The sequence below is a fragment of the Pseudomonas allokribbensis genome (genome assembly GCF_014863605.1).
Taxonomy (GTDB): Bacteria; Pseudomonadota; Gammaproteobacteria; order Pseudomonadales; family Pseudomonadaceae; genus Aquipseudomonas; species Aquipseudomonas allokribbensis.
Map to the genome: position 1 here is coordinate 5,834,464 of NZ_CP062252.1, position 22,365 is coordinate 5,856,828.

General features: G+C 58.0%; 30 protein-coding genes. 8 read left to right on the forward strand and 22 right to left on the reverse strand.

Annotated features, from left to right (window positions below):
* Window positions 1–5: 5 nt before the first annotated feature.
* Window positions 6–1,001 carry a GlxA family transcriptional regulator gene (locus tag IF199_RS26800; RefSeq protein WP_102620882.1) on the reverse strand — a complete coding sequence of 332 codons (996 nt, stop codon included), beginning with the start codon at window positions 999–1,001 and terminating at the stop codon, window positions 6–8.
* A 101-nt stretch (window positions 1,002–1,102) separates the two neighbouring features.
* Here IF199_RS26800 and IF199_RS26805 point away from each other — a divergent pair, with 101 nt between their 5' ends.
* The 7 genes from IF199_RS26805 (at window position 1,103) to IF199_RS26835 (ending at window position 6,273) form a co-directional block, all read left to right on the forward strand.
* Complete coding sequence (locus IF199_RS26805; protein WP_192559109.1) at window positions 1,103–1,657, forward strand: cysteine hydrolase family protein; 555 nt, start codon at window positions 1,103–1,105, stop codon at window positions 1,655–1,657.
* 154 nt (window positions 1,658–1,811) lie between these two features.
* Complete coding sequence (locus IF199_RS26810) at window positions 1,812–2,480, forward strand: YjfI family protein (RefSeq protein WP_192559110.1); 669 nt, start codon at window positions 1,812–1,814, stop codon at window positions 2,478–2,480.
* A 17-nt stretch (window positions 2,481–2,497) separates the two neighbouring features.
* The gene (locus tag IF199_RS26815; RefSeq protein WP_192559111.1) at window positions 2,498–3,196 is read left to right on the forward strand and encodes a PspA/IM30 family protein; all 699 of its coding nucleotides are present in this window, start codon (window positions 2,498–2,500) and stop codon (window positions 3,194–3,196) included.
* A gap of 123 nt (window positions 3,197–3,319) precedes the next feature.
* Window positions 3,320–3,955, forward strand: a complete 636-nt coding sequence (locus tag IF199_RS26820) for a DUF2491 family protein (protein WP_192559112.1) — start codon at window positions 3,320–3,322, stop codon at window positions 3,953–3,955.
* Between the two features lie 13 nt (window positions 3,956–3,968).
* Window positions 3,969–4,394, forward strand: coding sequence for a DUF350 domain-containing protein (locus IF199_RS26825; protein ID WP_085712345.1), 426 nt, complete (start codon window positions 3,969–3,971; stop codon window positions 4,392–4,394).
* Window positions 4,395–4,411: 17 nt separating this feature from the next.
* Window positions 4,412–5,113: a DUF1190 domain-containing protein gene (locus IF199_RS26830; RefSeq protein ID WP_192559113.1), complete on the forward strand. Its 702-nt coding sequence runs from the start codon at window positions 4,412–4,414 to the stop codon at window positions 5,111–5,113.
* A gap of 2 nt (window positions 5,114–5,115) precedes the next feature.
* Window positions 5,116–6,273, forward strand: a complete 1,158-nt coding sequence (locus IF199_RS26835) for a glutathionylspermidine synthase family protein (protein WP_192559114.1) — start codon at window positions 5,116–5,118, stop codon at window positions 6,271–6,273.
* 75 nt (window positions 6,274–6,348) lie between these two features.
* Here IF199_RS26835 and IF199_RS26840 read toward each other — a convergent pair whose 3' ends face one another.
* Complete coding sequence (locus IF199_RS26840; RefSeq protein WP_007966163.1) at window positions 6,349–6,867, reverse strand: single-stranded DNA-binding protein; 519 nt, start codon at window positions 6,865–6,867, stop codon at window positions 6,349–6,351.
* 9 nt (window positions 6,868–6,876) lie between these two features.
* On the reverse strand, window positions 6,877–8,274 hold the full coding sequence (locus IF199_RS26845) for an MFS transporter (RefSeq protein ID WP_192559115.1): 1,398 nt from the start codon (window positions 8,272–8,274) through the stop codon (window positions 6,877–6,879).
* Between the two features lie 191 nt (window positions 8,275–8,465).
* Here IF199_RS26845 and uvrA point away from each other — a divergent pair, with 191 nt between their 5' ends.
* Window positions 8,466–11,300, forward strand: a complete 2,835-nt coding sequence (uvrA, locus tag IF199_RS26850; protein WP_192559116.1) for an excinuclease ABC subunit UvrA — start codon at window positions 8,466–8,468, stop codon at window positions 11,298–11,300.
* Between the two features lie 65 nt (window positions 11,301–11,365).
* Here the strand turns inward: uvrA and bfr are convergent, their stop codons facing one another.
* The 19 genes from bfr to rplN all read right to left on the reverse strand — a co-directional run bounded on the left by bfr (window position 11,366) and on the right by rplN (window position 22,354).
* Window positions 11,366–11,833, reverse strand: coding sequence for a bacterioferritin (bfr, locus tag IF199_RS26855; protein WP_085733015.1), 468 nt, complete (start codon window positions 11,831–11,833; stop codon window positions 11,366–11,368).
* A 149-nt stretch (window positions 11,834–11,982) separates the two neighbouring features.
* Window positions 11,983–13,437, reverse strand: a complete 1,455-nt coding sequence (locus IF199_RS26860) for a catalase (RefSeq protein WP_102620889.1) — start codon at window positions 13,435–13,437, stop codon at window positions 11,983–11,985.
* A gap of 238 nt (window positions 13,438–13,675) precedes the next feature.
* A complete protein-coding gene (gene rplQ / locus IF199_RS26865) occupies window positions 13,676–14,062 on the reverse strand; it encodes a 50S ribosomal protein L17 (RefSeq protein WP_007955635.1) in 387 nt (128 codons plus the stop codon).
* A gap of 42 nt (window positions 14,063–14,104) precedes the next feature.
* Window positions 14,105–15,106, reverse strand: coding sequence for a DNA-directed RNA polymerase subunit alpha (locus IF199_RS26870; protein WP_003186012.1), 1,002 nt, complete (start codon window positions 15,104–15,106; stop codon window positions 14,105–14,107).
* Window positions 15,107–15,128: 22 nt separating this feature from the next.
* The gene (rpsD, locus tag IF199_RS26875) at window positions 15,129–15,749 is read right to left on the reverse strand and encodes a 30S ribosomal protein S4 (RefSeq protein WP_003176404.1); all 621 of its coding nucleotides are present in this window, start codon (window positions 15,747–15,749) and stop codon (window positions 15,129–15,131) included.
* An 18-nt stretch (window positions 15,750–15,767) separates the two neighbouring features.
* Window positions 15,768–16,157: a 30S ribosomal protein S11 gene (gene rpsK / locus IF199_RS26880; RefSeq protein ID WP_002555466.1), complete on the reverse strand. Its 390-nt coding sequence runs from the start codon at window positions 16,155–16,157 to the stop codon at window positions 15,768–15,770.
* A gap of 30 nt (window positions 16,158–16,187) precedes the next feature.
* On the reverse strand, window positions 16,188–16,544 hold the full coding sequence (gene rpsM / locus IF199_RS26885) for a 30S ribosomal protein S13 (RefSeq protein ID WP_009045849.1): 357 nt from the start codon (window positions 16,542–16,544) through the stop codon (window positions 16,188–16,190).
* 130 nt (window positions 16,545–16,674) lie between these two features.
* Window positions 16,675–16,791 carry a 50S ribosomal protein L36 gene (gene rpmJ / locus IF199_RS26890; RefSeq protein ID WP_002555468.1) on the reverse strand — a complete coding sequence of 39 codons (117 nt, stop codon included), beginning with the start codon at window positions 16,789–16,791 and terminating at the stop codon, window positions 16,675–16,677.
* Between the two features lie 27 nt (window positions 16,792–16,818).
* The gene (gene secY, locus IF199_RS26895; RefSeq protein ID WP_003228718.1) at window positions 16,819–18,147 is read right to left on the reverse strand and encodes a preprotein translocase subunit SecY; all 1,329 of its coding nucleotides are present in this window, start codon (window positions 18,145–18,147) and stop codon (window positions 16,819–16,821) included.
* A complete protein-coding gene (gene rplO, locus IF199_RS26900; protein WP_003228720.1) occupies window positions 18,148–18,585 on the reverse strand; it encodes a 50S ribosomal protein L15 in 438 nt (145 codons plus the stop codon).
* Between the two features lie 3 nt (window positions 18,586–18,588).
* Window positions 18,589–18,765 carry a 50S ribosomal protein L30 gene (rpmD, locus tag IF199_RS26905; protein WP_003176408.1) on the reverse strand — a complete coding sequence of 59 codons (177 nt, stop codon included), beginning with the start codon at window positions 18,763–18,765 and terminating at the stop codon, window positions 18,589–18,591.
* 2 nt (window positions 18,766–18,767) lie between these two features.
* On the reverse strand, window positions 18,768–19,268 hold the full coding sequence (gene rpsE, locus IF199_RS26910) for a 30S ribosomal protein S5 (RefSeq protein WP_007955637.1): 501 nt from the start codon (window positions 19,266–19,268) through the stop codon (window positions 18,768–18,770).
* Between the two features lie 3 nt (window positions 19,269–19,271).
* Window positions 19,272–19,622 (reverse strand): 50S ribosomal protein L18, encoded by a 351-nt coding sequence (gene rplR, locus IF199_RS26915; RefSeq protein WP_003186037.1) that lies wholly within the window; start codon window positions 19,620–19,622, stop codon window positions 19,272–19,274.
* Between the two features lie 10 nt (window positions 19,623–19,632).
* Window positions 19,633–20,166, reverse strand: a complete 534-nt coding sequence (gene rplF, locus IF199_RS26920; RefSeq protein ID WP_025129400.1) for a 50S ribosomal protein L6 — start codon at window positions 20,164–20,166, stop codon at window positions 19,633–19,635.
* 12 nt (window positions 20,167–20,178) lie between these two features.
* Window positions 20,179–20,571, reverse strand: a complete 393-nt coding sequence (gene rpsH / locus IF199_RS26925; RefSeq protein ID WP_003228724.1) for a 30S ribosomal protein S8 — start codon at window positions 20,569–20,571, stop codon at window positions 20,179–20,181.
* Window positions 20,572–20,780: 209 nt separating this feature from the next.
* Window positions 20,781–21,086 carry a 30S ribosomal protein S14 gene (rpsN, locus tag IF199_RS26930; RefSeq protein ID WP_003228726.1) on the reverse strand — a complete coding sequence of 102 codons (306 nt, stop codon included), beginning with the start codon at window positions 21,084–21,086 and terminating at the stop codon, window positions 20,781–20,783.
* Between the two features lie 13 nt (window positions 21,087–21,099).
* Window positions 21,100–21,639 (reverse strand): 50S ribosomal protein L5, encoded by a 540-nt coding sequence (gene rplE / locus IF199_RS26935; protein ID WP_003210069.1) that lies wholly within the window; start codon window positions 21,637–21,639, stop codon window positions 21,100–21,102.
* Window positions 21,640–21,659: 20 nt separating this feature from the next.
* Window positions 21,660–21,974: a 50S ribosomal protein L24 gene (rplX, locus tag IF199_RS26940; protein WP_003186046.1), complete on the reverse strand. Its 315-nt coding sequence runs from the start codon at window positions 21,972–21,974 to the stop codon at window positions 21,660–21,662.
* Between the two features lie 11 nt (window positions 21,975–21,985).
* Window positions 21,986–22,354, reverse strand: coding sequence for a 50S ribosomal protein L14 (rplN, locus tag IF199_RS26945; RefSeq protein WP_002555479.1), 369 nt, complete (start codon window positions 22,352–22,354; stop codon window positions 21,986–21,988).
* Window positions 22,355–22,365: the final 11 nt, after the last annotated feature.

The window sequence follows — 22,365 nt, forward strand, 5'->3', positions numbered from 1 at the left end:
AGACGCTATCTCGCCAGCGCCGTCGGCGGTGTCACGCCAAACCGCGCCCGATAATCGCTCGGCGCCAGCCCGGTGATTTTCTTGAAGATGGCGCGAAATGCACCCGGATCCTGATATCCCACCGTCCACGCGATATGGTCGATGGTGCCGTTGGTGAACTCGAGCATTTCCCGTGCCTTGCCGACCCGCAGGTGCTGACAGTACTCGGTGGGTTTCAGGCCGGTCGCGGCACGGAAACGACGCAGGAATGTGCGCTCCTCCAGCCCCGAGCGCTCAGCCATCGAGGCCAGCGAAACGTCAGTCGCACCGGTGCTTTGCAGCCAGTGCTGGACCTTGAGAATCGATGCATCGCCATGGCTGAGGATCGGCGCGAAATTGCTGCCGCAGGCACTGGCGCTGTCGCTGTGTTCCATCACCAGGAACCGCGCTGTGGCGCTGGCGATGCTCGGCCCCAGCAAACGATCGACCAGCCGCAACCCCAGCTCTGACCAGGCCATCAGCCCGGCGGTGGTGATCAGGTCGCCGTCATCGACAATCGGTGTGTCGGCCTTGAGCTTGATGTCTGGATAACGCTCGGCAAACGCCTTGGCCGAGGTCCAGTGAGTGGTGGCGCTGCGACCGTTGAGCAGGCCGCTTTCGGCCAGCAGCCACGAGCCCACGCAGACGCCGCCCAGCGTCGCGCCACGGGCATGCTGATCGCGCAGCCATTGCAGCAATCCCGGCGATGTCTGCTCTGCACTGAACCCGGCGATCGAAGGTGGGATCAGCACCGCCAGCAAGCCTGTTTCGGCTGCAGGATGACTGTCGTAAACCCTGACCGGAGCCTGTTCGTTTTCGACCTGCCAGTGACTCACCCGCAGCCTTGGCAATTGCGCGGCCTGATGCTCGACCGCGATCCGGTCGGCCACGCCGAACAGGTCGGTCAAACCATGCACCGCCGCCAGTTGCGCACCGGGATAAATCAGCACGCCCAATTCGGCAACGGCCCTTTCAACACCCATTGTCAGTTTTCCCCTGTCTATTGTCGGTGCGGCCAATCCTCGAAGACGTAGCTGGCGCCGATACTGATTCCACACCCAACAAACACTTCGAGGACACACCCATGGCCAGGCAAGCACTCATCGTAGTCGATATCCAGAACGACTACTTCCCCCAAGGCAAGTGGCCGCTGGCTGGCGTCGACGCTGCCGCCGACAACGCTGCCCGACTGATCGCAGCGTTCCGTGAAGCGGGTGAGCCGGTGATCCATATCCGTCACGAATTCACCTCGGCGGATGCGCCGTTCTTCACCCCGGGCTCCGAGGGCGCCAAGCTGCACCCCAAGGTGCTCAACCGCGCCGACGAACCGGTGGTGCTCAAGCACTTCGTCAACTCGTTCCGCGAAACCGAACTGCAATCGATCCTTGATGAGCAAGACATCAAGGAACTGGTGGTGGTCGGCAGCATGAGCCATATGTGCATCGATGGCGTCACCCGTGCGGCGGCGGATCTGGGTTACACCGTCACGGTGATTCACGATGCCTGCGCCACCCGCGATCTGGAATTCAATGGCCTGACCGTGCCGGCGGCCTATGTACACGCAGCATTCATGTCATCGTTGGGTTTTGCCTACGCCAGCGTGGTCTCCGCAGACGAATTCCTCGCCACCAGCCGTTAATTCTCGTGCGCGAACCTTCGCAATAGACACAGGCCCGCCATGTTGCGGGCCTTTTTTCGCGCACTGAAAAAATCTCACGCGTGAGCCATTGATGGCACTTTGAATTGGTTGTAGTGTGGCTCACGCGTGAGTTATTCATAACAGAGTCATCGCCATGAAAAGCAACTCCCCAGCAACAAAATCGGAGAGCCCGAAGGGAGTACGCTCGACAACGTCCGCGAAAAAACCATCGAGTTTCTATATGAAGCAGATGCGTGCGGGCCTGGCGGCCGCCGGTTATGTGAAACACGAAACTTGGGTGCTTCCGGAGAACCGAAGCTTGCTCAAGCAAATGGAGCAACAGCTACGCCAACCGATTCTGGCTGGCTCTTTCATGTCGGAGAATTACATGAGCGCAGGCAACAACTGGAACATCGATAGCCTCTACAACGCTTTCAAGGCACTGGACGAAGTGGCTTCGCAAGAAATCACCCTGTCCCTGATCCAGAGCTCCGAACCCAGCCTCAAGCTGGAAATGAACGAATTCGGCGGCCTGCCGATTCACATCGCCATCGCGGGTCAGCAGATCATCGTCGACACCGTGCTGGTGGACATCGATTCGATCACCGACGTGCGTACCTTCAACGATGCGGTCCTGCGCAGCCGGGAAATGTTCCCGCTGTCGTCGATCGGCATCGAGACCATGCCCAACGGCCAGACTGTCTACAACATGTTCGGCGCGCTGAGTGCAGATTCGAGCCTGACCAACGTGGTCACCGAGGTGAAAACCCTGGTCGATAACGTGCAGCGCGCCAGCGAAGCCTTCGAACATTTCTTCAAGTAATCAACAGGGAAAGTCCAATGACTCAGTCCATCTGGAACAAGTTGTTCACCGCGCTGCGCGGCGGCGCCAATGAAGTCGGCGAAGCGATCGTCGATCAACAGGCCCTGCGCATCCTCGATCAGGAAATCCGTGACGCCGACAGCGCCCTGTCCAACGCCCGTCGCGAACTGGTCACCATCATGGCCAAGCACAAGCTGTCCGCCGATCGCGTGAGCGAGTACGACGCCAAGATCAAGGATCTGGAAGCCAAGGCAGTCTCCGCCCTGAACGCCGGCCGTGAAGACCTGGCGATGGAAGTGGCCGAAGCGATTTCGACCCTGACCAACGACCTGACCACCGAGAAGGCCCAGAGCGACGAGTTCGGTACCTACGCCGACAACATGCGCAAGGACATCAACAAGGCCGAAGCGCGGATCAAGAGCCTGCGTCAGCAAGTGGACATGGCCAAGGCCCGTGAAAGCGTGCAGAAAGCGCAGGTCAGCGCCTCCATCGCCAGCGGCGGCGCCAACGGCAAGCTGGAAACCGCAGTCGGCACCCTGAACCGTCTGCAGGAGAAGCAAAAGCAACGCGCCGCCGAGCTGAACGCTCAGGACGAACTGGCCGATGCCACGACCGGCAACGACCTGGAGCGCAAACTGCGCGACGCCGGCATCACGCCGAACGAGGGCAGCGCCAACGCGATCCTCGAGCGACTGAAGCAGAAGTCGGCCCAGTAAGGGCAGCCAGAGAAAAGAAGGGCACCGGGTGCCCTTCTTTTTCGCCTGCTCGTTTGTCACGAGGCCGGTACACTAGCGGCGTTTTGCCAACGAACACCTCCACCCGCTTCAAGGAATGTACCCATGGGATGGTTAAAGAACTTGCTGGGGACCCCGGCTCCAACACCTGAAGCTGTCGGCGGCCCGCTTGGCCTGGCGCAGGGCAAGGGGATCCGGTTCGATACGACGCTCGGCCTGCTGCTCGATGGCAGCACCTCGGTACGGGTTCCCGATGCCCAGGCCATCTGGAGCGCCGGCTGGATCGACCTCGGCCAGTCGAACAAGCTGCATCGCTATTACCTGAACAACGAAGATTTCTGGCTGCAGGTGCATGTCACCGGCGACGATCAGATCGAATCGGTGACGCTGTTCAATTACGTCAGCTATGTCACGGTCAACAGTGACGCCGAGCTGCAGCGCCTGGCGGGCCCGAACAGCCTGATCGGCCTACCGGCCTACACCCATGACGGCGTGTCCTTCACCCGTGAATGGGGCACCGAACGCGGCCAGACCGAACTGGTCCCGCTCACCGAACAAGTGATCAATCCCGACGAGTCCTACACCATCGAACACCATTCGATGCTGTACGCCCGGGAAACCGGCCTGACCGACCGTCGAGAGCTGCTGCTGTTCTCCGTCGAACAGGACGAAGAAGGCACCGTCAGCCTGAGCACATCGCTGGGCATCTCGCTGTACACCACCGATCTGAGCACCATTTAAAAGGAAGTTCCCCATGCTGGAAGTGCTGTCCGTTTCCCTGAACAAGGCCGCGCTGGTCGGTTTCGCCGCCTACCTGATCGGCGCCGTGCTGCTGTTCATGCTGTTTCAGTTCGTCTACACCCGCATCACGCCGCACAAGGAATTCGAACTGATTCGCGGCGGCAACAACGCTGCCGCCATCGCCCTGTCGGGTGCGATCATCGGTTTCGCGATTCCGGCGAGCAACATCATCGCCCACTCGATCAACGTCCTCGATTTCGTGCTCTGGGCGGTGATCGCCGCCGCGGTGCAATTGCTGGCATTCCTGGCGACCGGCCTGGTGCTCAAAGGCACGTCCCAGCGCATCGCCAACGGTGAAGTCGCCGCCGGCATCTACGTCGCGGCGGTGGCGATCAGCGTCGGCATGCTCAACGCCGCGTGCATGACACCGTCCTACTGATCGGCAGGAAGCCTGAGATGAAACGAAGCAAGTACGTTCAACTGTCCCTGGCGGCCTCCGTGGCGCTGGCGATTTCCGGCGAAGTGGCCGCCCAGGAACAACGCAACTTCCAGAGCGTGGAACAGTGCGTTGACGCCGAAGTAGCCGCCGATGCCTGCTCGAACGCCTACGTCGCGGCCCTGACCGAACACCGGCGCATCGCCCCGGCGTATGACGATAAAGCGCAGTGCGACGCAGACTTCGCCGCCGGCTGGTGTCAGAAAAATTCCGACGGCCGCTTTGTGCCGAAGCTGGGTGGCTTCAAGGTGCCGCAGAACGTTGAGCCGGCGCAGAACCTCGATGCGATCGCCAATGCGCAGATGCCAGCGGGTGACCCGGCACCTGCCCAGACCACACAGAGCACTTCCCATGGTTCCAGTGGCGGTGGCGGTGGCGGTGGTAACGGCTGGCTCAGCGGATGGCTGATCGGCAATGCCATGAGCAACAATCGCGCAAGCGACACGCGGACGGTCTATCGCGATCGTGACACTCGCCAGACGTACGACACTTCGACGCTGAACCGCCGGATCGAATCGGCTCCGACGACTCGAAACGATTCGGACTACACCAGCTCCCGAAGCAAATCGGTCAACGTGGCGTCCTCGACTTCCCGTGGCGGTTTCGGCAGCCAGTCCAGTGCGCGCAGCGGTTGGGGCGGCTGGGGCAGTTCGAGCAGCTGATCATGAAGAAGATCCATTGCGCTGAGCGCCCCGACTGGAAACAGACCGCCGAAAGTCTCGGCTTCCTGTTTCACACCATCGACGACGAACCCTATTGGGACGAACGCGCGTACTACCAGTTCACGCTCGCGCAGATCGAAAACGATCTCGAGGATCCGACCACCGAACTGCACGAGATGTGCATGGACCTGGTCGACCGGGTGGTGCACAGCGAAGAGTTGCTCGATCGCCTGAGCATCCCCGCGTCGTACTACGACATGATCCGAACGTCCTGGCTGGAAGGTCATCCGCATCTGTACGGACGCATGGACTTCTCCTACAGCGGCAACGGCCCGGCAAAGTTGCTGGAGCTCAACTACGACACGCCCACCAGCCTGTACGAAGCAGCGGCGTTCCAGTGGGGCTGGCTGGAGCAATGCATCGAGCGCGGAATGCTGCCGCGCCATGCCGACCAGTTCAACAGCATCGACACCCGCCTGCACGAAGCCTTTGCCCAGCTGAAGCTCAAGCGCCCGTTCTACTTTGCCTCGATGAAAGGCTCGGTCGAGGACAAGGGCACCACGGACTACCTGCGACTGATCGCGGAAAAGGTCGGCATCGAATCACTGCACATCGATATCGAAGACATCGGCCTGACTCCCGAGGGACGTTTTGTCGATCTTGAAGATCGCTGGATCCCGCACCTGTTCAAGCTGCACGCCTGGGAGTTCATTTTCCATGAGCCGTTCGGCGCAGCCATCGCCGAATGCGACACGCAGTTTTTCGAACCGGCCTGGAAATCCATTCTCTCCAACAAGGGCGCCCTGCCCTTGCTCTGGGAGCTGCACAAAGGCCATCCGAACCTGCTGGCGGCGCATCTCGACCCGAATCCGGGTAGCGCAGTGCCAAAAGGTTGGGTACGCAAACCGTACTTTTCCCGGGAAGGCGCCAACATCGAGCTGCAAACCGCCGACGGTCTGGTCGTCAAAGAGGACGGCCCCTACACGGACGCGCCCTTCATCCTGCAGGAATTTGCGCCGCTGCCCAAGTTCGATGACAGCTACACGCTGATCGGCTCCTGGGTGATTGGTGATCAGGCCGCAGGAATAGGCGTGCGGGAGGACAACAGTCTGATCACCAAGGATTCGAGCCGGTTCTTGCCGCATTTGATTCTTGACTGAAAAACCTGCGCCCATGAAAAAGGCCCGTCGTGTTCAGCGACGGGCCTTTTTATTTAAAGCGGATACAGCAGCGAATCAGAACGGGATATCGTCATCGAAGCTGTCGAAATCCGGAGCCGGTTGCGGTGCGGCCTGCTGTGGAGCCGGGGCCGGACGCTGCTGAGGTGCCGACTGCTGCGGACGCGGAGCCTGCTGGCGTGGCGCCTGCTGCTGATAGTTGTTGCCACCGCCTTGTTGGTCGCCCTGTTGTGGACGGCCGCCCAGCAGTTGCATGGTGCCTTGCATGTCGACCACGATTTCGGTGGTGTAACGCTTGATACCGTCTTTTTCCCACTCACGGGTCTGCAGCTTGCCTTCGATGTACACCTGCGAACCCTTGCGCAGGTATTCGCCGGCGATTTCGGCAACCTTGCCGAACATCGATACACGGTGCCACTCGGTCTTCTCGACCTTCTGACCGGTCTGCTTGTCGGTCCACTGCTCGCTGGTCGCCAGACTCAGGTTGGTCACGGCGTTACCGTTGGGCAGGTAGCGTACTTCGGGATCCTGGCCGCAAGTACCGACCAGAATGACTTTGTTAACCCCACGGGCCATAACGTTCTCCTAGGCTTCGCACGCAGTCTGCGCCGGGTTGTTCACCAGGCGCTCAAGAGTGGTGCGATCCATTAATTCGGTGTCCAGTTTGATGTAGATCGCCGCTTCATCAGCGACTATGACTGCATCAGTTACCCCTACGAGGGCCTTGAGGCGCTCGACCAGACCCGCTTCGCGGATCGCTTCGGGCGACAACGGCAGGCGCAGGCTCGTCACGTAGGGAGGTTCGCGCATGGTAACAGCAAAGGCCAGCCAAAGTGCAGCCAGCCCGGCACATCCGAGGAACACAACCGACAGACCGCCATGCTGGAACATCCAGCCGCCGAGAATCCCGCCGAGTGCAGATCCGAGGAACTGGCTGGTGGAGTACACGCCCATGGCCGTGCCTTTGCCACCTGCCGGTGAAACCTTGCTGATCAGCGACGGCAGCGAAGCTTCCAGCAGATTGAACGCGGTGAAGAACACCACCGTCCCGATCACCAGAGCCCGCAGGCTGTCACCGAACTGCCAGAAGAATAGCTCAGTGAGCATCAGCGTCATCACGGCGCCGAGCAAAACTCGTTTCATTTTGCGTTTTTTCTCGCCGTAGATGATGAACGGAATCATGGCGAAGAACGAGATCAGCAAGGCTGTGAGGTAGACCCACCAGTGCTGTTCCTTGGGCAGACCGGCCTTTTCGACCAGGGCCAGGGGCAGCGCGACGAAGCTCGACATCAACATCGCATGTAACACAAAAATGCCCAGGTCCAGCCGCAGCAGGTCCGGGTGTTTGAGCGTCGGCATCAACGCCTGACGCGCCACGCCGGACTCACGATGACTCAGCGGCCCGGTGGACTTCGGCACCATGAACATCACGATCACGATACCGATCAGTGCCATCCCGCCGGTGGCGAGGAACAGGCCGGACAGACCGAATGCGCGGGTCAGCAGCGGACCGACCACCATGGCCACGGCGAACGACAGGCCGATGGTCATGCCGATCATGGCCATCGCCTTGGTGCGGTGTTGTTCGCGAGTGAGGTCGGACAGCAACGCCATGACCGCCGCGGAAATAGCGCCGGCGCCCTGCAGGACCCGGCCGGCAATCACGCCCCAGATCGAGTCGGCCTGGGCCGCCAGCACACTGCCGAGGGCGAAGACGATCAGCCCCAGGTAAATCACCGGGCGACGGCCTATGCGGTCGGAAATGATCCCGAACGGGATCTGGAAAATCGCCTGGGTCAAGCCGTAAGCGCCAATCGCCAGCCCGATGAGGGCCGGGGTCGCTCCCGCCAGATCCATGCCATAGGTCGCCAGTACCGGCAGCACCATGAACATGCCAAGCATACGGAAGGCGAACACCAGGGCCAGACCGCTCGCCGCGCGGGTCTCGCTGCCACTCATGCGTTCGCTGTGGGGATCGTGCATGGAAAAACCTCGTGTGAACCGGCGGCGATTCTACCAGTCCCATCGAAAGACGGGGTATATCGCGACGCTTTGCCACGTACAGATGAAACTCTCTTCATGTAAGGCAGAAATCCCTTCATTTGATAGTGTGCATCCATCCAGTATTTGGCCGTATACTCCTGTGTTTTCGACGCCCGCCGAGCGAGGCCACTTTGGACAAGATCCTGATACGTGGGGCCCGTACCCACAACCTGAAGAACATCGACCTGACCCTGCCACGGGACAAACTGATCGTCATCACCGGCCTGTCCGGATCCGGCAAGTCGTCCCTGGCCTTCGACACGCTGTACGCCGAAGGTCAGCGCCGCTATGTCGAATCCCTGTCGGCCTATGCCCGGCAGTTCCTGTCGATGATGGAAAAACCCGACGTCGACACCATCGAAGGTCTGTCGCCGGCGATCTCCATCGAACAGAAGTCGACCTCGCACAACCCGCGCTCCACGGTCGGCACCATCACCGAAATCTACGACTACCTGCGTCTGCTCTATGCACGCGTCGGTACGCCGCGCTGCCCGGATCACGACATCCCGCTGGAAGCCCAGACCGTCAGCCAGATGGTCGACCTGGTGCTGGCCCAGCCGGAAGGCAGCAAACTGATGCTGCTGGCCCCGGTGATCCGTGAGCGCAAGGGCGAGCACCTTTCGGTATTCGAAGAACTGCGCGCCCAGGGTTTCGTCCGGGCCCGGGTCAACGGTCGGCTCTGCGAGCTGGACGAGCTGCCGAAACTGGATAAGCAGAAGAAGCACACGATCGAAGTCGTGGTCGACCGCTTCAAGGTGCGCGCCGACCTGCAGCAGCGTCTGGCCGAATCCTTCGAGACCGCGTTGAAGCTGGCCGACGGCATCGCCCTGGTAGCACCGATGGACGACGAGCCGGGCGAAGAGATGATCTTCTCCGCGCGCTTCGCCTGCCCGATCTGCGGCCATGCGATCAGCGAACTGGAACCCAAGCTGTTTTCCTTCAACAACCCGGCCGGCGCCTGCCCGACCTGTGACGGTCTGGGCGTGAAGCAGTTCTTCGACATCAAGCGTCTGGTCAACGGTGAACTCACGCTGGCCGAGGGCGCGATTCGCGGCTGGGACCGGCGCAACGTCTATTACTTCCAGATGCTCGGCTCGCTGGCTGCGCATTACGGCTTCAGCCTGGAGCAACCGTTCAACGAACTGCCGGCCGATCAGCAGAAGCACATCCTGCACGGCAGCGGCTCGCAGAACGTCGACTTCAAATACCTCAATGACCGGGGCGACATCGTCAAACGCTCGCACCCGTTCGAAGGCATCGTGCCGAACCTGGAGCGTCGTTACCGCGAAACCGAATCGGCCAGCGTGCGTGAAGAACTGGCGAAGTTCCTCAGCACCCAGTCCTGCCCGGACTGCCGTGGTACACGTTTGCGTCGCGAAGCTCGGCATGTGTGGGTGGGCGAGAAAACCTTGCCGGCGGTGACCAACCTGCCGATCGGCGATGCCTGCGACTACTTCGGCGAGCTGAAGATGACTGGCCGGCGCGGTGAAATCGCCGACAAGATCCTCAAGGAGATCCGCGAGCGTCTGCAGTTTCTGGTCAACGTGGGGCTGGATTACCTGTCGCTGGATCGCAGTGCCGACACATTGTCCGGCGGCGAAGCCCAGCGGATCCGTCTGGCCAGCCAGATCGGCGCCGGCCTGGTCGGCGTCCTGTACATTCTCGACGAACCGTCCATCGGACTGCACCAGCGCGACAACGATCGCCTGCTCGGCACCCTCAAGCACCTGCGCGACATCGGCAACACCGTGATCGTGGTCGAGCACGACGAAGACGCGATCCGACTGGCAGACTACGTGGTTGATATCGGCCCGGGCGCCGGCGTTCATGGCGGGCAGATCGTCGCCGAAGGCACGCCGGCCGAAGTCATGGCACACCCGGACTCGCTGACCGGTAAATACCTGTCGGGCCGGGTCAAGATCGAAGTGCCGGCCAAGCGCACGCCGCGCAACAAGAAACAGGTGCTGTCGCTCAAGGGCGCGCGCGGCAACAATCTGCGCAATGTCGACCTCGAAATTCCGATCGGCCTGCTGACGTGTGTGACCGGTGTTTCCGGCTCCGGTAAATCGACGCTGATCAACAACACACTGTTTCCGTTGAGCGCTACGGCACTCAATGGCGCGACCACTCTGGAAGCCGCCGCCCACGACAGCATCAAGGGCCTGGAGCATCTTGACAAGGTCGTGGATATCGACCAAAGCCCTATCGGTCGTACACCGCGCTCCAACCCGGCGACCTATACCGGGCTGTTCACGCCGATTCGCGAACTGTTCGCCGGCGTGCCCGAGTCCCGCTCCCGTGGTTATGGCCCGGGGCGCTTCTCGTTCAACGTCAAGGGCGGTCGCTGCGAGGCTTGCCAGGGCGACGGCCTGATCAAGGTGGAAATGCACTTTCTGCCGGACATCTACGTACCGTGCGACGTGTGCAAGAGCAAACGCTACAACCGCGAAACCCTGGAGATCAAATACAAGGGCAAGAGCATCCACGAAACCCTCGAGATGACCATCGAGGAAGCGCGGGAGTTCTTCGACGCGGTGCCGGCGCTCGCGCGCAAGCTGCAAACACTGATGGATGTGGGTCTGTCGTACATCAAGCTCGGTCAGTCGGCGACCACGCTGTCCGGCGGTGAGGCCCAGCGGGTCAAGCTGTCTCGCGAGCTGTCGAAGCGCGATACCGGCAAGACCTTGTACATACTCGATGAGCCGACCACAGGCCTGCACTTCGCGGACATCCAGCAACTGCTCGACGTGCTGCATCGCCTGCGCGACCACGGCAACACCGTGGTGGTGATCGAGCACAACCTCGATGTAATCAAGACCGCCGACTGGCTGGTGGATCTCGGCCCCGAGGGTGGTTCGAAAGGTGGACAGATCATCGCCACCGGCACACCGGAGGAAGTGGCCGAGATGAAGCAATCTCACACTGGCCATTACCTCAAGCCGCTGCTGATCCGCGATCGAGCCTGATTGCCAGGCATGAAAAAGCCCCTGTCACTTCAGCAGTGACAGGGGCTTTTTTGTATCTGACGCAATCAGGATGTGTGTGATTGCAGGTAGTTCTGAATGCCGATCAACTTGATCAGGCCCAACTGCTTTTCTAGCCAGTAGGTGTGATCTTCTTCAGTGTCGTGCAGCTGAAGCTTGAGGATATCGCGGCTTACGTAGTCGCCATTCTTCTCGCACAGTTCGATGCCTTTGCACAGAGCCGCACGAACCTTGTACTCAAGGCGCAGATCCGCTTCGAGCATGGTCTCCACCGTGGTGCCGACATCCAGGTCATCCGGACGCATGCGCGGTGTGCCTTCCAGCATCAGAATGCGGCGCATCAAAGCGTCAGCATGACCGGCTTCTTCTTCCATCTCGTGGTTGATTCGTTCGTAGAGCTTGGTGAATCCCCAGTCCTCATACATCCGCGAGTGAACGAAATATTGGTCACGCGCGGCCAGTTCGCCGGTCAGCAACGTGTTGAGGTAATCGATAACGTCTGGGTGGCCTTGCATCGCCCTACATCTCCCTTCTTGAAAGTCTGTAGTTTGAACCAACCTGACTGCGAGGTCACTCACTTCGCGCAATAAAAGCGAAGATATTCTGAGAAAAGCAGGTTAAATAACGCAAAAACCGCCCTAATGAGGGCGGTTCTGCTTCTCGTTTAGACTTCGTTAAGCTGTACGTTGAGCAGCTTTGCGATTGCTTCTCCATACGCCGGGTCGGCCTTGTAGAAATGCTGCAACTGGCGGTCGACGACATCACTCGAAACACCCGCCATCGCACCGGCAATGTTGCTGACCAACAGCGCTTTCTGTTCGTCACTCATCAAACGGAACAGCGCTCCGGCATGGCTGTAGTAGTCGGTATCTTCGCGGTGATCGTAGCGATCAGCCGCGCCACTCAAGGCCAGCGCAGGCTCAGCGTAATGCGGCGCCTGCTTTGGCGACTCTACGTAGCTGTTCGGCTCGTAGTTAGGCGTCGCACCACCGTTACTGCCGAAAGCCATCGAACCGTCACGCTGATAGGTATTCACCGGGCTGCGCGGGGCGTTCACCGGCAGTTGCTGGTGATTGGTGCCTACGCGATAGCGATGCGCATCGGCGTAGGCAAACACGCGACCTTGCAGCATGCGATCCGGCGAAAGACCAACACCCGGGACCATGTTGCTCGGGCCGAATGCAGCTTGCTCGACTTCGGCGAAATAGTTCAGCGGGTTGCGATTCAACTCCAACTCACCGACTTCGATCAGCGGGAACTCCTTCTGCGACCAGGTCTTGGTCACGTCAAACGGGTTCTCGTAATGTGCTGCGGCCTGGGCTTCGGTCATGATCTGGATGCACACGCTCCATTTCGGGAAGTCGCCGCGCTCAATGGCCTCGAACAGATCACGTTGCGCGTAATCAGGATCGGTACCCGCCAGGCGTGCCGCATCTGCCGGCGCAAGGTTCTTGATCCCTTGCTTGGTTTTGTAGTGCCATTTCACCCAGTGACGTTCGCCTTGCGCACTGATCAAGCTGTACGTGTGACTGCCGAAGCCGTGCATGTGGCGGTAGCCGTCTGGAATACCGCGATCGGAAAACAGAATGGTGACCTGGTGCAACGCCTCCGGCGAGTGCGACCAAAAATCCCACATCATCTGCGCACTTTTCAGATTGCTCTGCGGCAGGCGTTTCTGGGTGTGGATAAAGTCAGGGAATTTCAGCGGATCGCGAATGAAGAACACTGGCGTGTTATTGCCGACGATGTCCCAGTTGCCTTCTTCGGTGTAGAACTTCAGTGCGAAACCGCGAGGGTCGCGCTCAGTGTCAGCGGAACCACGCTCACCGCCAACCGTAGAGAATCGCAGGAAAGTCGGCGTCTGCTTACCCACCGCAGAGAACAGCTTGGCGCTGGTGTACTGCGTGATATCGCGAGTGACGGTGAAAGTACCGTAGGCGCCCGAGCCCTTGGCGTGCACGCGGCGCTCAGGAATGTTTTCACGGTTGAAATGGGCAAGCTTCTCGATCAAGTGAAAGTCATCGAGCAGCAACGGACCACGCGGCCCGGCAGAGCGGGAGTTCTGGTTATCGGCGACTGGCGCGCCGCTGGCAGTCGTAAGCGTCTTGTTCTGGCTCATGCGATCTTCTTCCTCTGTCAGTCTTGAACTGCCGGCTAATCGGCTTGTTGGGGAGTATCGATCATCAACATGACAGCCACAAATTCATTAACTCATGGTCATCAATAGAAAAAAGCTAACGATAAATCCCCACACATAGTGCAGACACAAACAGGGTAGAAGCTTGTACGAACCGCGCATTTCTTGCGGGCACAAAAAACCGGGCACTAGGCCCGGTTTTTTGTTTCAGACTGACGTCTTACTCAGCGGATACAGCTTCACCGCCGACAGCACGATCAACCAGTTCGACGTACGCCATAGGCGCGTTGTCGCCAGCGCGGAAACCGCACTTGAGGATGCGCAGGTAGCCACCCTCACGGGTAGCGTAACGCTTGCCCAGGTCGTTGAAGAGCTTACCAACGATAGCTTTCGAACGAGTACGGTCGAAAGCCAGACGACGGTTAGCAACGCTGTCTGTCTTGGCCAGAGTGATCAGCGGCTCGGCAACGCGGCGCAGTTCTTTGGCTTTTGGCAGAGTAGTTTTGATCAGCTCGTGCTCGAACAGCGACACTGCCATGTTTTGGAACATGGCCTTGCGGTGCGAGCTGGTGCGGCTCAGGTGGCGACCACTTTTACGATGACGCATGGTTCATTCCTTACCAAACACTACGTTCGGTGATTACGACGATCAGGCAGTCGCCTTGTCGTCCTTCTTAAGACTTGCAGGCGGCCAGTTGTCGAGGCGCATGCCGAGGGACAGACCGCGGGAGGCCAGAACGTCCTTGATTTCAGTCAAGGATTTCTTGCCCAGGTTCGGAGTCTTCAACAGCTCTACTTCGGTGCGCTGGATCAGGTCACCGATGTAATAGATGTTTTCCGCCTTAAGGCAGTTAGCCGAACGTACAGTCAGTTCCAGATCGTCAACCGGGCGAAGCAGGATCGGATCGATCTCGTCTTCCTGCTCGACAACCACTGGCTCACTGTCACCTTTGAGGTCGACGAACGCAGCCAACTGCTGTTGCAGGATGGTTGCAGCACGACGGATAGCCTCTTCAGGATCCAGAGTACCGTTGGTTTCCAGATCAATAACCAGCTTGTCCAGGTTGGTACGCTGTTCGACACGGGCGTTTTCCACCACGTATGCGATACGGCGAACCGGGCTGAACGAAGAGTCAAGCTGCAAGCGACCGATGCTGCGGCTTTCGTCTTCATCGCTCTGACGCGAGTCTGCTGGTTCATAACCACGACCACGAGCTACGGTGAGCTTCATGTTCAGGGCGCCGTTAGACGCCAGGTTAGCGATTACGTGATCGGGATTAACGATCTCGACATCATGATCCAGCTGAATATCGGCAGCGGTAACCACCCCCGAACCCTTCTTCGACAAGGTCAGCGTAACTTCGTCACGGCCGTGCAGCTTGATAGCCAGACCTTTAAGGTTCAACAGGATTTCAATTACGTCTTCCTGTACACCTTCGATGGCGCTGTACTCGTGGAGCACACCGTCAATCTCGGCCTCGACTACTGCGCAGCCGGGCATTGAGGACAACAGGATGCGGCGCAGCGCGTTGCCCAGGGTGTGGCCGAAACCACGCTCGAGAGGCTCGAGAGTGATCTTGGCGCGGGTTGGACTGACAACCTGCACATCAATATGGCGGGGTGTCAGGAACTCATTTACCGAAATCTGCATGGATGCACCTATTTTCTAGCCCTTACTTGGAGTAGAGCTCGACAATCAGGCTTTCGTTGATGTCGGCGGACAGATCACTGCGAGCAGGAACGTTCTTGAAAACGCCCGACTTCTTCTCAGTGTCTACTTCTACCCACTCTACGCGGCCACGTTGAGCACACAGATCGAGAGCTTGGACAATGCGAAGTTGATTTTTTGCTTTCTCGCGAACAGCGACCACGTCACCAGCACGAACCTGGTACGAAGGAACGTTTACGGTCTGACCGTTAACGCTGATCGACTTGTGCGATACCAGCTGACGGGATTCGGCACGAGTCGAACCAAAGCCCATACGATATACGACGTTGTCCAGACGGCATTCGAGCAGTTGCAGCAGGTTTTCACCGGTTGCACCTTTCTTGCCAGCAGCTTCTTTGTAGTAGCCGCTGAATTGACGCTCGAGAACGCCGTAGATACGACGGACCTTCTGCTTTTCACGCAGTTGGGTGCCGTAGTCGGACTGGCGACCGCGGCGTTGGCCGTGGATACCAGGTGCTGCTTCAATGTTGCACTTCGATTCGATCGCGCGCACGCCGCTCTTCAGGAAGAGATCGGTGCCTTCGCGACGAGCGAGTTTGCATTTTGGACCAATGTAACGAGCCATTCTTTACAATCTCCTGGATTACACGCGGCGCTTCTTCGGCGGACGGCACCCGTTGTGCGGGATTGGCGTCACGTCGGTGATGCTGGCGATCTTGTAGCCACAGCCGTTCAAAGCGCGGACTGCGGATTCACGACCTGGACCTGGACCCTTGACGTTCACGTCGAGGTTTTTCAGGCCGTATTCCAGCGCAGCTTGACCAGCACGCTCAGCAGCTACTTGAGCAGCGAACGGGGTGGACTTGCGGGAACCGCGGAAACCCGAACCACCGGAGGTAGCCCAGGAAAGAGCGTTACCTTGACGGTCGGTAATGGTCACGATGGTGTTGTTAAAAGAAGCATGGATGTGGGCGATGCCATCAACCACTGTCTTTTTAACTTTTTTACGAGGACGAGCAGCAGGTTTTGCCATGATTAAATTCCTGTCGATTCGCTGGGGCGATTACTTGCGGATCGGCTTACGCGGACCTTTACGGGTACGCGCGTTGGTCTTGGTACGCTGACCGCGTACTGGCAGACCACGACGATGACGCAGACCGCGATAGCAACCGAGGTCCATCAAGCGCTTGATTTTCATGTTGATTTCGCGACGCAGGTCACCTTCAGTGGTGAACTTCGCCACTTCGCCACGCAGCTGTTCAATCTGCTCGTCGCTCAGATCCTTGATCTTTGCGGCTGGGTTTACCCCAGTCTCTGCACAAATCTTCTGTGCAGTAGTGCGACCAACACCATAGATGTAGGTCAGCGAGATAACAGTATGCTTGTTATCTGGAATGTTAACGCCTGCAATACGGGCCATTCAGTGGGACTCCAATTGACAGCTACCTACGCCCCGGAAGCCAAGAAATAGGGCGCGAGATAATATCGCTGTAATAACAAATAATCAACCCGGCAGCGCACTAGCTGCCGGGCTTGAAGCACAATCACACTCAGCCTTGGCGCTGTTTGTGACGCGGTTCCGCGCTGCAAATTACTCGAACAACACCTTCGCGGCGAATAATCTTGCAGTTACGGCACAGCTTTTTCACCGATGCACGAACTTTCATCACCAACTCCTCGAACCTTATGGGTACTCAGCGCAACATGCCGCTGCCGTAACCCTTCAGGTTGGCTTTCTTCATCAGGGATTCGTACTGGTGCGAAACGAGGTGCGATTGTACTTGGGACATGAAGTCCATCACAACCACGACCACGATCAGCAACGAGGTCCCGCCAAGGTAGAACGGAACGTTTGCTGCAACCACCAGGAACTGGGGTAACAGGCACACGGCCGTCATGTAAAGAGCACCGAACATGGTCAAGCGAGTCAGAACGCCATCAATGTAGCGCGCGGACTGCTCACCTGGACGGATGCCCGGAATAAAGGCACCGGACTTCTTCAGGTTTTCCGCTACGTCTTTCGGATTGAACATCAACGCCGTATAGAAGAAGCAGAAGAAAATAATCCCTGCACTAAACAGCAGAATATTCAACGGCTGACCAGGAGCGATCGACTGCGAGATGTCCTGCAACCAGCCCATACCTTCAGACTGACCGAACCAGGCACCCAGCGAAGCCGGGAACAGCAAAATGCTGCTCGCGAAAATAGCCGGAATAACACCGGCCATGTTCACCTTCAGCGGCAAGTGGCTAGTCTGCGCAGCGAAAACCTTGCGGCCTTGCTGACGCTTGGCGTAGTGAACGGCGATACGACGCTGACCACGCTCAATGAACACCACGAAACCGATAATCGCTACTGCCAGCAAACCGATGGCAACCAAGGCGAAGATGTTGATATCACCCTGACGCGCAGACTCGAAAGACTGCCCGATTGCTCTCGGAAGACCGGCGACGATACCCGAAAAAATCAACATCGAGATACCGTTGCCTACACCACGCTCAGTAATCTGCTCACCCAGCCACATCATGAACATCGCACCAGCCACAAAAGTGGATACCGCGACGAAATGGAAGCCAAAGTCACCAGTGAACGCAACGCCCTGCCCCGCCAGACCAATGGACATGCCAATGGCCTGGACGAGAGCGAGGACGACGGTGCCGTAGCGGGTGTACTGGCTGATCTTGCGACGGCCAGCTTCACCTTCCTTCTTCAACTGCTCCAGCTGCGGGCTGACGGCTGTCATCAGTTGCATGATGATCGATGCCGAAATGTACGGCATGATCCCCAGTGCAAAAATGCTCATCCGCTCCAGCGCGCCGCCGGAAAACATGTTGAACAAGCTAAGAATGGTCCCCTCATTCTGTCGAAACAGGTCCGCGAGTCGGTCCGGGTTGATACCTGGAACCGGGATGTGTGCGCCTATTCGGTAGACGATAATCGCCAGGAACAGAAAACGCAGACGAGCCCAGAGTTCAGACATACCGCCTTTGCCGAGCGCAGAGAGAGCACCTTGCTTAGCCATTTATTCCTCGAACTTGCCGCCAGCTGCTTCGATAGCCGCACGCGCACCTTTGGTGGCGCCGATTCCCTTGCCGATAGTGACAGCGCGAGTCACTTCACCGGACAGCATGATTTTCACACGCTGTACGTTGACGTTGATCACGTTGGCATCTTTCAGGGACTGCACGGTGACGATGTCGCCTTCCACTTTAGCCAGCTCGGACAGACGCACTTCTGCGCGGTCCATGGCCTTCAGGGAAACGAAACCGAACTTCGGCAGGCGACGATGCAGCGGCTGTTGACCGCCTTCAAAGCCTGGAGCAATAGTGCCACCGGAGCGGGAGGTCTGACCTTTGTGACCACGGCCACCAGTCTTACCCAAACCACTACCGATACCACGGCCCGGACGATGCTTTTCGCGACGGGAACCCGGCGCTGGACTCAGATCATTGAGTTTCATCGATTAACCCTCGACACGCAGCATGTAGTAAGCCTTGTTGATCATCCCGCGATTCTCGGGAGTATCCTGGACTTCTACAGTGTGACCGATGCGACGCAGACCCAGACCCTTAACGCACAGTTTGTGGTTAGGGATGCGGCCGGTCATGCTTTTGATCAGCGTAACTTTAACGGTAGCCATGATTACTTGATCTCCTCAACACGCAGGCCACGCTTGGCTGCGATGGACTCAGGAGACTGCATAGCCTTCAGACCCTTGAAAGTGGCGTGAACCACGTTTACAGGGTTAGTCGAGCCGTAGCACTTGGCCAGAACGTTCTGAACGCCAGCAACTTCGAGGACAGCACGCATAGCGCCGCCAGCGATGATACCGGTACCTTCAGAAGCAGGCTGCATGTACACCTTCGAAGCGCCGTGAGCGGACTTCATTGCGTACTGCAGAGTGGTGCCGTTCAGATCAACCTGGATCATGTTGCGGCGAGCAGCTTCCATTGCCTTCTGGATCGCAGCAGGCACTTCACGCGACTTGCCACGGCCGAAGCCAACACGCCCTTTACCATCACCAACCACGGTCAACGCGGTAAAAGTGAAGATACGGCCGCCTTTAACGGTTTTGGCTACGCGGTTAACTTGAACCAGCTTCTCAATGTAGCCTTCGTCGCGCTTTTGGTCGTTATTTGACATAACTTAGAACTCCAGCCCAGCTTCACGAGCAGCATCAGCCAGCGCTTTAACGCGGCCGTGGTACTTGAAGCCAGAGCGGTCGAAAGCCACCTGCGAGACGCCAGCGGCCTTAGCACGCGTAGCGACCAGCTGGCCAACCTTAGTGGCCGCGTCGATGTTGCCAGTGGCGCCATCACGCAGTTCTTTATCCAAAGTCGAGGCGCTTGCCAGGACTTTGTTGCCGTCGGCCGAAATGACCTGGGCGTAGATGTGCTGCGACGAGCGGAACACGCAGAGACGCACGACTTCGAGTTCGTGCATTTTCAGGCGTGCTTTGCGAGCGCGACGCAGTCGAGTAACTTTTTTGTCGGTCATTTGCTATGCCCTACTTCTTCTTGGCTTCTTTACGACGGACGACTTCGTCCGCGTAGCGCACACCTTTGCCTTTGTACGGCTCTGGTGGACGGAAGTCGCGGATCTCGGCGGCCACTTGACCTACCAGCTGCTTGTCGATGCCCTTGATCAGGATATCGGTCTGGCTAGGGGTCTCAGCGGTGATGCCTTCCGGCAGTTCATAATCCACTGGGTGCGAGAAGCCAAGAGCCAGGTTCAGCACTGTGCCTTTTGCTTGCGCTTTGTAACCAACACCGACCAGCTGGAGCTTGCGCTCGAAGCCTTGGCTTACGCCCTGGACCATGTTGTTAACCAACGCACGAGTGGTACCGGCCATTGCGCGAGTTTGTTGATCGCCATTGCGAGCAGCAAAACGCAGCTCACCGGCTTCTTCAACGATCTCAACGGACGAATGGACGTTCAGTTCGAGAGTGCCCTTGGCACCCTTCACCGAAAGCTGTTGGCCTGCGAATTTGACTTCGACACCGGCTGGCAGCTTAACGGGGTTCTTAGCGACGCGAGACATGCTTATCCCCCCTTAGAACACAGTGCAAAGAACTTCGCCGCCGACACCGGCAGCGCGCGCAGCACGATCAGTCATCACACCTTTGTTGGTGGAGACGATAGACACACCGAGACCGCCACGTACTTTTGGCAGATCTTCGACGGACTTGTACTGACGCAGGCCTGGACGGCTAACGCGCTTGACTTCTTCGATGACCGGACGGCCTTCGAAATATTTCAGCTCGATAGACAGCAGTGGTTTTGTTTCGCTGCTGATCTGATAACCCGCGATGTAACCTTCGTCCTTCAGGACTTTAGCTACAGCCACCTTCAACGTGGAAGAAGGCATGCTTACGACGGACTTTTCAGCCATCTGGGCATTACGGATTCGAGTTAGCATGTCCGCTAACGGGTCCTGCATACTCATGGGCTAGACGCTCCTAATACAGAAAAATTAGCCTTGCGGCTACTACTTGTCGCCGAGAAATTCCGGGCATAAAAAACACGGGCTCAGGCGAGCCGGTCATTCTAGACATACCCCAGAAATGAATCAAGCCCCAAAAGGGGCTTGATTCATGTTCAAGGCCACCGATGGTCAGGTTCTTGCGAACCCGACCATCGAGACTTTGACAGCAATTACCAGCTGGCTTTAACCAGACCTGGAACGTCACCACGCATTGCAGCTTCACGCAGCTTGTTACGGCCCAGGCCGAACTTGCGGTAAACGCCGTGCGGACGACCAGTCAGGCGGCAGCGGTTACGCATGCGCGAAGCGCTTGCGTCACGTGGCTGCTTCTGCAGAGCTACGGTAGCTTCCCAACGCGCTTCTGGACTTGCGTTCAGATCAACGATGATAGCTTTCAGCGCTGCACGCTTGGTGGCGTACTTGGCAACGGTGAGCTGACGCTTCAGCTCACGGTTCTTCATGCTCTTCTTGGCCATTTTCCTACTCCAATCAGTTGCGGAACGGGAATTTGAAAGCACGCAGCAGAGCGCGGCCTTCATCATCGTTCTTGGCAGTGGTGGTCAGGGTAATGTCCAGACCGCGGAGAGCATCGATCTTGTCGTAGTCGATTTCCGGGAAAATGATCTGCTCTTTCACGCCCATGCTGTAGTTGCCACGACCATCGAAGGACTTGGCATTCAGGCCGCGGAAGTCGCGAACCCGAGGCAGGGAGATCGACAGCAGACGATCCAGGAACTCGTACATACGCTCACGGCGCAGGGTCACTTTGACGCCGATCGGCCAACCTTCACGGACTTTAAAGCCAGCGATGGATTTGCGAGCGTAGGTCACAACGACTTTCTGGCCGGTGATCTTTTCCAGGTCAGCAACAGCGTGCTCGATGACTTTTTTGTCGCCGATCGCTTCGCCCAGACCCATGTTCAGGGTGATTTTGGTAACGCGCGGAACTTCCATCACGTTCGAAAGCTTAAGTTCTTCCTTAAGTTTCGGAGCGATTTCCTTCCGGTAAATCTCTTTTAGTCGTGCCATGGTCTTCTACCTAGCAGTGTTCAAGCATCAACCGCTTTTTGGGTCGACTTGAAGACACGAATTTTTTTACCGTCTTCTACTTTGAAACCAACGCGGTCAGCCTTGTTGGTTTCGCCGTTGAAGATGGCGACGTTAGAAGCGTGCAGTGGCGCTTCTTTCTCGACGATACCGCCCTGTACGCCCGACATCGGGTTAGGCTTGGTATGACGCTTGACCAGGTTCAGACCACCAACAACCAGACGGTTGTCAGCAAGAACCTTCAGCACCTTACCGCGCTTACCTTTGTCTTTGCCGGCGATCACGATGATCTCGTCGTCACGACGAATCTTTTGCATGTCGGATCTCCTTACAGCACTTCTGGGGCGAGCGAGACGATCTTCATGAACTTCTCAGTACGAAGTTCACGGGTCACTGGCCCAAAGATACGGGTGCCGATCGGCTCTTGCTTGTTGTTCAGAAGAACAGCAGCGTTGCCATCAAAGCGGATAATGGAGCCATCAGCACGACGTACGCCGTGACGAGTGCGGACTACAACAGCAGTCATCACTTGGCCTTTTTTCACCTTACCGCGAGGAATTGCTTCCTTCACGGTAACTTTGATGATGTCACCGATACCAGCGTAACGACGATGGGAGCCACCCAGCACCTTGATGCACATAACGCGGCGAGCGCCGCTGTTATCGGCCACATCGAGCATGGATTGAGTCTGAATCATATAATTTCTCC